We start from the raw sequence: 11,908 nt of genomic DNA, 5'->3' as shown, positions 1-11,908 counted from the left end.
AGCATTGACCACCCACCAAGGCACCCCCGCCCCAACAACTCACAGTGGAAAAGCTGGGCAGACCAGCGGCTCCCGCACGCCCACGACAGAAACCACCGGCCCACCAACACAACCACCCACGACCAAGATCACCAACAAAACCCATCGGTGGATCTGGGTTCTAACACCGATAAACACTCACGAGGGGGTTGGGGTCACCATCGCAGTGGCCAGCCACACCAACGACGCACCTGCCACGACGTGCACGGCGCTGGTCAGTGGGGTGTCCGGTAACCGCGCGGCAAGGGCGAGCAGCGGAAACGCCACCATGTAGGCCACAGTGGGGATGCGGGGGTGGATTCGAGCACGCAGCATCGTCACTCCGAAGAGAACCGTGCCGAGGGCGAACACCGCCGCGCTGCCGAGCAAGGCGATCCTGGCCGGAGCGGGCAGGACCGGTTCGTCGAGGTGGAAGAGCACCATGTTCAGGGTGAACGCGGCGCCCCCGAACAGGCCGAGCCCGATCAGGTTCAGCGTGAACGCGACCTCGCCGGTGTTGTCGCGCTGACGCAGGTGCAGCGCCACCAGCAGCGGGAGCGCGAGCGCCGGGGACAGCCCGAGGACGAAGCTGGTCGGCCCGGTCTCCCCGGCGACGGCCTCGACCAGTCCGGTCAGCACGATGCACAGCCCGGCGGCCATGCCAGACCACACAGCAAGCATGGGAACTCCTTGGCAGAGAAGCGGTTCTTGCCGTGAACGGTAGGAGCGCGGCGAGCTGCGGCAGAAGTGCCCGCGGTCATGGCCGGGACACATGACCTTTGGCCAAACGTTGCTCATCCCGTGGCCCAGCGGCCGTACGCTCGGGGAATGAGAATGCAGTGGGTGTCCGGCGCGGTCTACGGCGTCGTCCTGCTGGCTGGGCTCTACTACGTCTTCGCGGGTCTCGGCGAGTCCGATCCGCCGCGTGTCGCCGGTTTCGTCGCGAGCATCGCGGCACTGTTCGCGCTGGACGCGATCGAGCGCCGCCATCCCGGCCTCTGGCTGCTGATCACCAAGTCGGCGCTGTTCTTCGTGGTGGTGGCGCTGGACGAGTCCGGTCTGTCGCGGGTGCTGTTCGTGCTGGTGCCGTTCGCCGCCTACCTGGCGTTCGGGCGGACGGCCGGGCTCGTGCTCGGCGGACTGTGCCTCGCGTTGCTGGTCACGGGTTTCATGGTGTGGGTGCCGGGCTGGTACCAGGACGCCGACTACGTGTCCGACGTCCTGATGTTCGCGATGGGCCTGATCCTGGCGCTCGCCATGGCGGAAGTCGCGACCCGGGAACGCCGCGCGTCCGCGAGGATCGCCGAGTTGTCCGTAGCGGCGGAACGCACCAGGCTCGCCCGGGACATCCACGACAGCCTCGGCCACCACCTGACAGCGGTCTCGATCCAGCTGGAGAAGGCGTCCGCGTTCGCCGGACGGGACCCCGCGGTGGCCGAGCAAGCGCTTGCGGACGCTCGGGAGTCGGTGGCGAACGCCCTGGATGACGTCCGGACGTCGGTGCGGACCTTGCGCCCGCGAACCCTCGTGGACGCCCTGACCGGGCTCGATGTCGCGCTGTCCGTGGACGGCGAGGAGCCGGACCTCGACAGTGCGACCGTCACGACGTTGTTCCGGGCCGCGCAGGAGGCGATCACCAACGCCCGCCGTCACGGTGACGCCGACCAGGTCGCGGTGGCAGTCACGTTCGGCAAGGCCGACACGCGCCTGGTCGTCACGGACGACGGCCGTGGTTTCCGGACCGAATCAGCTCGCGGTGGTTTCGGCCTGCTGGGGTTGAAGGAACGTGCCGCGCTGGTCGGCGGAATGGTCACTGTGGACAGTGCGCCCGGGGCGGGCACGCGGGTCGCGGTGACGGTGCCGAGATGACCGTCCGGGTGCTCGTCGTCGACGACCAAAGGCTTGTGCGCGAAGGAATCGCTTCGCTGCTCGACATCCAGCCGGGCATCGCGGTCGTCGGCATGGCCGCCGACGGCAAGCAAGCCATCGACCAGGTCCTCTCGCTGTGCCCCGACGTGGTGCTGATGGACGTGCGGATGCCCGAGATGGACGGCGTCGATGCTGTTGCCGTGCTGCGGAAACGTGCGCCGGACTGCCGTGTCGTGATGCTCACGACGTTCGACGACGAGGAGTACGTGGTGCAGGCGTTGCGCGCGGGCGCGGCCGGTTACCTGCTCAAAGACCTGCCTGCGGCCAAGCTCGCGGAGGCTGTGCGGCTGGCGCACGCGGGCGTCACGCAGCTTGATGATGCGGCGGCCCACCACGTCGCCGCGGCGTTGTCCTCACATCCGGCGCCGAATCGGGTCGATGCGTTGACTGAGCGGGAAACCGATGTGCTGAGGTTGATCGCGTCCGGTGCGACCAACCGTGAGATCGCGACCCGCCTCTACCTCAGCGAGGGAACGGTCAAGAACCACATCTCCCGGATCCTCGGCCGGCTGGGGCTCCGCGACCGCACCCAGGCGGCCCTCTACGCCAAGGACCACGGCCTCCTCTGAAAACCCCCTCGTGAGTGTTTATCAGGGTTCTAACACCGATAAACACTCACGAGGGGGAGCTGGGGGTTCAGGCGGTGGCGGCGGTGGCGGGGTGCAGCCGCAGGCCGACGCCCGCCCAGAGTGCGCGCCGGACCGCCTCGTAGCAGGGGCGGCAGGCCGGCACCCGGATGGGCCTGGTCACCGACTGGCTCAAGGCCACGCTCAGCCCGGGTTCGGCAGTGGACTGGCACGTGCTGTGGTGGTGACCGGCTGGGGCGCAAACGCACAGGCAAGCGGTGCTGGGGTTCATCGCGACCTCCGTTGGTGAGCGTGACTCAACACACTAATGGCACTCAGTGCCATCGCGCAACACCCCGTGCTACTTTTTCGGTCATGACGAGCGGGGTGCCCGACCGCAGGAGACGGGTCCGCGAGGCGCTGACCGCGGCCGCGATCGACCTTTTCCTGACCAAGGGGTATGAGGAGACCACCGTCGACGAGATCGCCGCGGCGGCTGGGGTGGGCAGGCGGACGTTCTTCCGGTACTTCCCGTCGAAGGAAGACGTGATCTTCCCGGACCACGAGGCCCGGCTGCTGCGCGTCGCCGAGGTCTTCGCCACGGCCCCGCACGACGAGCCGCCGCTGTCGGTCGCCTGCCGGGCGGTGCACGGCGTGCTGGAGGCGTATCTCGACGAAGGCGTCATCGCAGTACAGCGGTACCGGTTGACGCGCGACTTCCCCCAGTTGAGGGCCCGCGAGATCGCGAGCGCGCACAGCTACCACATCGCCGTCACGCGCTATCTCGTCGACCGCGTCGGTGACGAACCCGACGGCGCCCTATGGGCCGAGGTGGCCGGATCGGCCGTCGTCGCCGCGCACAACCACGTGCTGCGGCAGTACCTGAAAGCCGGCGGGAAGGGCGACGTCCTCGGCAAAGCCGACCGCGCTTTCCGGTACATCCGGGAGACGCTGGGTGTTACGGCGGCCCGCTCGGAAGAGGTCGACGACGTCGTGGTCGCGGTGATGCGCCGGGGGATGCCGCTCGCCAACGTGATGAGCCGGATCGAGGACGCCCTGGAGCGCTGACACTCAGTGCCAAATCCGCAGGGTGAACGCCGGTTGACGCGCCGAGCCCCGGGGCAGGTGGACACGAGCGCCGTGTGTCGTCGGCTCCCACCGCAACTGGTCCTTGCTGCCGGCCAACGTCACCCGTGCGTTCGCGGCCGGGTGCATGTCGATCTCGACCACCGGCCCGGGCGTGTCGAACACGATCGCGTTGATCGACGTCTCCGAAGCCGTGTAACGGATCTGCTGGCCCATCGTGGTGATTCCCTTGGCACGTTCCCAAGGCCGTGTCCGGTAGATCGCGTCACCGTTGGTTCGTAACCACTTCCCCAAAGCCAGCAGGCGCTGCCGCTGCTCCGGCGGGATCTGCCCCGAGCCGGTGGGGCCGACGTTGATCAGCAGGTTCCCGCCGTGCGCCACGATGTCGGCGAACATCCGCACGAGCCCTGTCTCGCTGAGACAACTCGCGTCGGACTCCAACCGGTTGTAGCCGAACGACGTCCCGATGCCCCGGCACGCCTCCCACTTGCGGTCCGCCGGGCCGGTCGTCTCGGCGTACTCCAACGTGACGAAGTCCGCGGGCAGTGGGCGGCCCATGTCGAACCGGTCGTTGACGACTCCGTCCGGCACGGCGGCGTAGTACGTCTCGAACAGCGCTTCGGCGTCGAGGTTCGGCAGGAAGCCGTAGTCGTTCCACAGCACGCTCGGCCGGTAACGTGCCACCAGTTCGCGCCAGTGCGCGTCGGTGTACTTCGCGTACCGTTCGCCTCGCGGGAGCGCTTCGACCAGCTTGGTGTTGTCCGTGATCGGCAGCCCACCGAAGGTCCAGTCCATTCCCTCCGAGTAGTACGTGCCGAACCGCATGCCGCGGGCACGCACCGCGTTCGCCAGTTCGCCGACCACGTCCCGGGCCGACTGCCAGCCGCGCTTGCCCGGGTTGGTGTGCGCGCTCGGCCAGAGCAGGAACCCGTCCTCGGTCTTCGTGGTCAGCACCACATAACCGGCACCCGCCTGCTCGAACAACTCCGCCCACGGGCGCGGGTCCCACGCCGGGATCATCCTGTCGCGGAACTGCTCCACGAAGCCGTCGTAGGGCACGTCGCCGTACCGTTCGGCGTGGTAGCGGCTTGTTTCGCTGCCTGGGACGGCCATCGTGTTCTGGTACATCTCCGCGTAAGGCAGGGTGCGCCAGATCTGTTGCTGTTGCCACAGCGGCAGGTCCGGGTCACTGGGCGGAGCGAGATCGCGCAGCAGGTGCACGGGTGCGAACGCCGGGATGGCCGCCGCGTTCCAGTGGACGAAAACGCCCAGCTTGACCTCGTCGAACCAGGGCGGCAGGGGCCTTCGCCGTGGGTCCGCCGCGGCGGCGCGGCCGGCGGCGAGGGTGAACGCTCCGGCTGAGGCTGCCCCGAGCAGTGTGCGACGGCTGATCATGCCTCGATCGTCACCGGATCGGCGGTACCGCCGCATCCACCGACCGGTCGGCTGATCGGTGGATATCCGCTGATCCACGTGGAACCGGCATGATCATCCGGGCGTCCGGCGTGCCGTGCGGCCGCCCCTCCGTGGGTTTTTGCCGCGCTCATGGCAGTATCCGGCGGTGCGTTATTACGCTGATCTCCACGTGCACTCGAAGTACAGCCGGGCGTGCAGCCGGGACTGCGATGTGCGCAACCTGGCGTGGTGGGCGCGGCGCAAGGGGATCACCGTCCTGGGGACCGGGGACTTCACCCATCCGGCGTGGGCCGGGGAACTGCGCGAGACCCTGGTGCCTGCCGAGCCCGGTCTGTTCCGGCTGCGTGACGACGTGGACGCCGAGATCCTGCGCACGCTGCCGCCGAGCTGTCACGGCGAAGTGCGGTTCGTGCTTGAGGTGGAGATCTCCACGATCTACAAGCGTGACGACCGCACCCGCAAGGTGCACCACCTGTGCTACGTGCCGTCGTTCGAGGCCGCCGACAAGTTCACCGCGGCACTGGCCAGGATCGGCAACCTCGGGTCGGACGGACGACCGATCCTCGGCCTGGATTCCCGTGACCTGCTGGAGATCACGCTGGAGTCCGGCGAGGGCTCCTACCTGGTGCCCGCGCACGTGTGGACGCCGTGGTTCGCCGTGCTGGGCTCGAAATCGGGTTTCGACGCGGTCGCGGACTGTTACGCCGACCTCGCCGACCACATCTTCGCCATCGAGACCGGGCTGTCGAGCGACCCGTCGATGAACTGGCAGGTGTCCGGGCTCGACCGCTACCGCCTGGTCAGCAACTCCGACGCGCACTCGCCGCCGATCCTGGGCCGCAACGCCACCGTGCTGGACACCGAGCTCGACTACTTCGCGTTGCGCGACGCGTTGCGCGACGGCACCGGCTACGTCGGCACCGTGGACATGTTCCCCGAAGAAGGCAAGTACTTCCTCGACGGGCACCGCAAGTGCGACGTGCGGATGGAGCCGAGCGAGACCAAGAAGCTCGGCGGCGTCTGCCCTTCGTGCGGCAAGCCGCTCACAGTCGGTGTGCTGCACCGGATCGCCGAACTGGCCGACCGGGAAGCCGGTGTCCGCCCGGCGAACGCGGGCGAGTACTGGAGCATCGTCCCGCTGCCGGAGCTGATGGGCGAGATCCTCAAGGTCGGCCCGAAGAGCAAGGCCGTCGGCAACGCGGTGACCGATCTGGTGCACACGCACGGCCCGGAACTGCCGCTGCTGCTGGAGGCTCCGCTCGAGGAGATCCGCAATCCCCTTGTGCACGAGGCGATCGACCGGTTGCGGCGCGGCCAGGTCCGGTGTGATCCGGGATTCGACGGCGAGTACGGCACCATCAAGGTGTTCGCGCCGGGCGAGCTGGACGCGCCGACCGACACCTCACCGGGACTCTTCGACGTGCCGACGGTCGAGGAGATCGTGGTCTCCCGGCGTGCCTTCAAGCCCATTGTGGACATCCCGGCGGCCAAGCCGGCGCCGGTGCTGCTCACCCCGCCGACGTCCCTGCTGGACGGACTGGACCCGGACCAGCGCGCCGCCGCGTCCGTTGTGGACGGACAGGTGCTGATCGTCGCCGGGCCGGGCACGGGCAAGACGAGGACGTTGACACACCGGATCGCGCATCTTGTGCTCTCGCATGACGTCGCACCCGATTCGGTGCTGGCGATCACGTTCACCCGGCGAGCCGCGGAGGAGATGCGGGAACGGCTGGCCGCGCTGATCCCGTCGGCAGCCGAGCTGACCGTGGCCACGTTCCACCAGTTCGGCCTGATGATCCTGCGGGAACAGCACGAGTTGCTGGGGCTCGCGGCCGACTTCGGCGTGGCCGACGAGCCGACCAGGATCGCGGTGCTGCGGGAGATCGTCGGCGAGGAGCCGCGCCGGGCCCTGCAGGACGTCTCACGTGCCAAACGAGCGCTTGCCGCGGAGCTGGCCGCCGCCGCGGCCGGGGAACTGCCGATCGGCGCGGAGATCGACGGCGACCTGATCGGACTGGTCGAACGGTACGACAAAGCGTTGCACAGCAAGGACCTGGTCGACTTCGACGACCTGCTCGCGATGCCGGTGACGTTACTGTCCCGGCAGATCGAGCTGGTCGAGCAGTACCGGTCGCGGTTCAGGTACATCTGCGTCGACGAGTACCAGGACGTCGACGAGCTGCAGTACCGGCTGCTGCAGGAACTCACCCCGTCGAACGGCAACCTGTGCGCGATCGGCGACCCGGACCAGGCCATCTATTCGTTCCGGGGCGCGGACGTCGGATTCTTCCTGCGTTTCCAGCGTGATTTCCCGGCCGCGCGGACCGTGCACCTGACGCGTAACTACCGGTCGAGTCCGGTGATCGTGGCCGGTGCGCTCGCGGCCATCAAACCGGCCACGCTCGTGCCTGACCGGGAACTGCAGGCGATGCGTACGGCGGCGGGTGATCGCGCGCGAATCGGTGTCTACCCGGCGTCCTCCGACGAGGGCGAAGCGGACTTCGTGGTACAGACCATCGAGGAACTGCTGGGCGGGTCGTCGTTCCACGCGCACGACTCCGGCCGGGTCGCCGGTGACGGTGTCGAAGGTGGACTGTCCTTCAACGACATAGCGGTGCTCTACCGGACGGACGCCCAGGCCAAGCCGGTGATGGAGGCGCTGGCCCGGGAAGGGCTGCCGTTCCAGAAACGGTCGCATTCCCCGTTGTCCGGGCATCCCGGTGTCAGGGAACTGGTCGACCATCTCGTTGTGGACAGTCCTAACACGCCACTTCTGCTCAAGCGCGCGGCTCAGCGGGTACCCGAGTCGGTCGACGTGCAGGACGCGCTCGAACTGCTGAACCCGTTGGCCGCGAGGCTCGACCCGGCCGCGTTCCTCGCCGAGCTCGCCCTCGGTGCCGAAGTGGACACCTGGGACCCCCGGGCCGACCGGATCTCCCTGCTGACGTTGCACGCCGCCAAAGGGCTGGAGTTCCCGGTGGTCTTCGTCATCGGCTGCGCGGACGGGCTGCTGCCGATCCGCTGGGCCGAGCAGACCGACGAGGAACGGCGGCTGTTCTTCGTCGGCGTGAGCCGTGCGCAGAAGCACCTGTACCTCAGCCATCGTGGCGAACCTTCGCCGTTTCTGGGCAGCCTGGGACCGCAGGTGGCGGAAAAGCTGGCCGGCCGCACGGTTAGACGGAGCCGGCAGCTCCGACTCCTATAGGTTCTTCAGGCATGAGCGAACCGGCACTGCACGAGGTGGCTCCCGGCGTCCACGCGTGGGTTCAACCCGACGGCTCGTGGTGGCTGAACAACGCGGGCGTGATCCACGACGGCTCGTCGGTCATCGTCGTCGACACATGCGCGACGCGCCGCCGCACCACCTTGTTCCTGGACGCCGTCGCCGCCGCGACCAACGGTGCGTCGATCGATCTGGCCGTGAACACGCACCTGCACGGCGACCACACGTACGGCAACGCCCTGCTGCCCGCGTCGACGACGATCGTCTCGCAGACCAAGACCCGTGAGGGCCTGCTCGCCGACTTCATCCTGAAGCACACGCCCCCGGTGTGGGACCCGGCGCCGAACTGGGAGATCGCCGACATCCGCGCGGCCACCGTGACCTTCGACTCGTCACTCACGCTGTACGCGGGCGGCACCGCCGTCATGCTCGAACACCCCGGCTACAGCGCGCACACCCCAGGCGACGCGGTCGCGTGGGTGCCGTCAGCCCAGGTGCTCTTCACCGGCGACCTGATCTTCAACCAGGTGACGCCACTGATCTTCATGGGCTCGTTGACCGGAGCGCAGCGGTCCATCGAATGGCTGCGCACGTTCGAGGCGTCCCACATCGTGCCCGGCCACGGCCCGCTGCTCGCAGGCGCGGACTTCACCCAAGTCCTCGACGCCCACGCCCGGTACTACAAACTGGTGCAGGCCACCGCGGCCGCGGGCCTCGACCGTGGCTGGACGCCACTGGACGCCGCCAGGGACTGCGACCTCGGCGAGTTCGCCAGCCTGCCTGACGCCGAACGCATCGTGCTCAACCTGCACCGCGCGTACGCCGAGGCCACCAACACCGAGATGAACCTGCTGGCCGCGATGACCGACGCCATGACGTACAACGGCGGCCCACTGCACTGCGCACTCTGAGTGGGCGATCTCGCCGGTCCGCCCTGTCGAGTGTCACCCCATTGAGCGATATCGTGTCTCTCCGTGGTGAGGTGGAGTACTGCGGTTGGCGCCGAGGTGACACGGGCCGAGATCTCGGACCTCTACGGCGGATCCAAGTTCGGCGGCATCGAGCCATCGAAGAGCACACCGAACGTGTTGGTCTACTCGGATCCCATTGAGGCTGAGAAGCACGGCTATACGTTCGACGGCTGGTCAGAAGATGGGGATGTGTACCTCTACACCGGAGAAGGCGCCGGTCGCCAGGAGTTCACTGGGGGCAACAGGTCCATCCGTGACCACGTTGAGGCCGGTCGTACCTTGCGCTTGTTCCGGACAACTGGCCGCAAACTCAAGCCTGGCGGCAAGGTCCACTACTACGTCGGCGCGTTCGAGCTCGACAAAGATCGTCCTTACGTCCGCGCGGATTGCCCAGACAAGACCAAGAAGATGCGTAGTGCCATCGTGTTCCGGCTGAAGCCCTTGGGGAGGGTGGAACGCCGAGATGGCGACAAGGCGGCGACGGACGACATCTCCCCGACCGCTGAGTGCAGTGTCGTGCCTGTTGAACGGGCGAATGTCAAGAAATTTGACGTTTCGCCACGTGAACGCGGCAGTGCGCAACGGCGCGAAGCTGACTTGACCAGTCGCTATCAGGCTTGGCTAGAAGCGCAACAGCACGCCGTTGGGCGGTTGTGCCTGCGGCCTCCAGGCGATCTTCGCCCGCTGTACACGGACATCTACGACATTACTGATGGGGAGCTTTACGAAGCGAAGGGGGCGGCTGAGCGCGACGACATTCGGATGGCCGTCGGGCAACTTCTGGACTACCGCCGACACATCGATGTGAGGTTGCAGCAGATGACGATCCTGCTACCAGAGCGGCCGTCGGACGACCTTGTCGACTTCATCACTTCGTGCGGGATGGGTTGCGTCTATGCCACAGCAAGTGGCGCCTTCGACAGGGTTGACGTTGTACCCAACCTGATCCTTTGTAGACCTTTGGATCAGGTGGCAAATAAGGGAAAGTTGCCCGATTCGTCCGCATCGAGGTGATCGGAAACGCCGGCACGGGCTTGATCATCCGGATAAGGTCGGCCCGTGAGCCGAGGGTGGTTACTGGGGATCGTGCTCGCAGTGGTGCTGGCTGGGTGCTCGGCGCCGGTGCGCGATCCGGACAAGACACAGAAGTGCCAGGGGGCCAAGGACGTCATGGCGACGGGCCTGCCGGTGGAGGAGTTCAAGCCCGATCCGGTGCCGCCGTTGCCGGACGACAGCGTGCAGGACCCGAGAGGCAAGCAGACCGGGGACACCGTGGAGGTCGCCGCGGTCCTGGACGACGAGCCCGAGGTGGTCAAGCAGGGCATCGCCCGGGCGGTCAGCGCCCGTGGCTGGTCGGCGAAGGGCGACAACGGTTCGACGCTGACCTACGAGAGCCCGAGCGGGCTGCGAGGCGACGTCCGGCTGGTGCTGTGCGACGACGAGGACAGCTTCGTGGTGTTCACACAGCAAGGGAAGTGAGCAACCGGACGGCCGACTCGATGTCCAGGTCCGGTCCTCGGTGGTTCCAGGCCGCCGCGCACAGCACACGCGCGCCGGCGGCGAGCGTCGAGAGCGGGCCTGGATACAGCCGTAGCCTGCCGTTGGTCACGGTGGCCGTCCAGCCTTCGCACTCCCAGTAGCGCGCGTCGCCGTCCACGATCGGCTGGAGACGGAACAGGTCCCGCAGGTCGGTCGCCACGAACGTCGGCCGCCGGTCCGGTGACGTGCGCAGCAGCGAGCGCAGGTCGGTCGACGCGTTCAGCACCAGCACGCTGGGGATCCGGATCAGCCGCGCGGCCGCGACGAAGTCGAGCGACTGGCTGATCGCGAGCGGATACCGCGCGCCCGTGCGCCGGATCGCCTCGCGCAGCAGCACCGGGTGGGACGGCTCGTCCCCGGCAACCGCCGCGGTGCCGAGGACGAACTCGTCCCGCTGGGCGGGAACCAGGCCGGGCAGCAGTCGCGCCGCCGCTTGCGACCGCGTCACGACCTGGGCCTGGCGGGTGTCGACGCCCAGCCCGCTCAGCAACGACGCCACCGCGGCGGCGGACCGGGTGGCGCTGACGAAAGCCGTCGGAGACAGATGATCGACCGTTTCGGACGTGAAAGGGATTGCCTGTGTGTGCGGATCCAGTATCCCTTCCAGTTCGAACAGAAATCCGTCGTACATGTCGGCGAGCGTGGGCATTTGACTATTCGGCTTCTTCGCTGAACCGGGACACTGGAGGAGACGTTACTCTCAGTAGAGGAGCATACAAGGAACCGGCCGGGTGAATACCCTACTTTCGCATACTGTGTGCGGGCGTCCGAAGTGGAGGATCGCGGAGCTGCGGTCGACCGGGGTCGCGGCACGCCGGCCGGAGATCGTCGACGAGGCTTGTGAGCTGCCGCAACGCTCGGCGTGCCGGTGGTCGCACCCGGCGTCACCAGATGACGCGGCTGTGGCCGAGCCGCTCGGATCCACCCTCTATAGCTGCGCTGCATGAATTCCCGTGCGCTGGATCACCTCGGCCTCGGTGGACGTACTCGAAGTCATGCGGACGCATGCGGCATACGCCGGTTGGTCGCATACCCGTACGATCCACCGGCGCATGAAGACGGATTTATACCCATGTGTGGGGTACGTCTCGACCGGTTCACTGTTATTGTTTTCGATTCGCCGGCGAGGGACGGCGAGCTCCTTTCCCGCGAAACGGCGC

Annotated in this window: 11 protein-coding genes; 7 read left to right on the top strand and 4 right to left on the bottom strand. The window is 67.5% G+C overall.

Translation table 11 applies throughout. The annotated features are described in order from the left end of the window. Window positions 1-177: 177 nt before the first annotated feature. Window positions 178-699 carry a hypothetical protein gene (locus GC106_RS32170; RefSeq protein WP_173138402.1) on the bottom strand — a complete coding sequence of 174 codons (522 nt, stop codon included), beginning with the start codon at window positions 697-699 and terminating at the stop codon, window positions 178-180. 147 nt (window positions 700-846) lie between these two features. Here GC106_RS32170 and GC106_RS32165 point away from each other — a divergent pair, with 147 nt between their 5' ends. Both GC106_RS32165 and GC106_RS32160 read left to right on the top strand, forming a co-directional pair. Further along, window positions 847-1,887, top strand: a complete 1,041-nt coding sequence (locus GC106_RS32165) for a sensor histidine kinase (protein ID WP_173138401.1) — start codon at window positions 847-849, stop codon at window positions 1,885-1,887. Continuing rightward, on the top strand, window positions 1,884-2,516 hold the full coding sequence (locus GC106_RS32160; protein WP_173138400.1) for a response regulator: 633 nt from the start codon (window positions 1,884-1,886) through the stop codon (window positions 2,514-2,516). The genes GC106_RS32165 and GC106_RS32160 overlap by 4 nt, the downstream gene beginning before the upstream one ends. A gap of 67 nt (window positions 2,517-2,583) precedes the next feature. Here GC106_RS32160 and GC106_RS32155 read toward each other — a convergent pair whose 3' ends face one another. Then, window positions 2,584-2,805 carry a DUF6372 family protein gene (locus GC106_RS32155; RefSeq protein WP_173138399.1) on the bottom strand — a complete coding sequence of 74 codons (222 nt, stop codon included), beginning with the start codon at window positions 2,803-2,805 and terminating at the stop codon, window positions 2,584-2,586. An 83-nt stretch (window positions 2,806-2,888) separates the two neighbouring features. Between GC106_RS32155 and GC106_RS32150 the strand changes: the two genes are divergently transcribed. Further along, window positions 2,889-3,581: a TetR family transcriptional regulator gene (locus GC106_RS32150; RefSeq protein ID WP_173138398.1), complete on the top strand. Its 693-nt coding sequence runs from the start codon at window positions 2,889-2,891 to the stop codon at window positions 3,579-3,581. A gap of 3 nt (window positions 3,582-3,584) precedes the next feature. Here GC106_RS32150 and GC106_RS32145 read toward each other — a convergent pair whose 3' ends face one another. Further along, complete coding sequence (locus tag GC106_RS32145; RefSeq protein WP_173138396.1) at window positions 3,585-4,994, bottom strand: alpha-L-fucosidase; 1,410 nt, start codon at window positions 4,992-4,994, stop codon at window positions 3,585-3,587. 166 nt (window positions 4,995-5,160) lie between these two features. Between GC106_RS32145 and GC106_RS32140 the strand changes: the two genes are divergently transcribed. The 4 genes from GC106_RS32140 to GC106_RS32125 all read left to right on the top strand — a co-directional run bounded on the left by GC106_RS32140 (window position 5,161) and on the right by GC106_RS32125 (window position 10,688). Then, window positions 5,161-8,220, top strand: coding sequence for a UvrD-helicase domain-containing protein (locus tag GC106_RS32140; protein ID WP_173138394.1), 3,060 nt, complete (start codon window positions 5,161-5,163; stop codon window positions 8,218-8,220). Between the two features lie 11 nt (window positions 8,221-8,231). Next, on the top strand, window positions 8,232-9,149 hold the full coding sequence (locus GC106_RS32135) for an MBL fold metallo-hydrolase (RefSeq protein ID WP_173138392.1): 918 nt from the start codon (window positions 8,232-8,234) through the stop codon (window positions 9,147-9,149). 96 nt (window positions 9,150-9,245) lie between these two features. Next, complete coding sequence (locus GC106_RS32130) at window positions 9,246-10,223, top strand: SRA domain-containing endonuclease (protein ID WP_173138390.1); 978 nt, start codon at window positions 9,246-9,248, stop codon at window positions 10,221-10,223. Window positions 10,224-10,268: 45 nt separating this feature from the next. Beyond that, window positions 10,269-10,688 (top strand): hypothetical protein, encoded by a 420-nt coding sequence (locus GC106_RS32125; RefSeq protein WP_173138388.1) that lies wholly within the window; start codon window positions 10,269-10,271, stop codon window positions 10,686-10,688. Here GC106_RS32125 and GC106_RS32120 read toward each other — a convergent pair. Continuing rightward, window positions 10,669-11,379 (bottom strand): HAD family hydrolase, encoded by a 711-nt coding sequence (locus GC106_RS32120; RefSeq protein WP_173138386.1) that lies wholly within the window; start codon window positions 11,377-11,379, stop codon window positions 10,669-10,671. The genes GC106_RS32125 and GC106_RS32120 overlap by 20 nt on opposite strands. Window positions 11,380-11,908: the final 529 nt, after the last annotated feature.

The organism is Kibdelosporangium persicum (assembly GCF_013280595.1).
In the GTDB taxonomy this organism is placed as follows: Bacteria; Actinomycetota; Actinomycetes; order Mycobacteriales; family Pseudonocardiaceae; genus Kibdelosporangium; species Kibdelosporangium persicum.
Note: the sequence above shows the minus strand (reverse complement) of the source record. Positions and strands in the feature narration are given on the sequence as shown.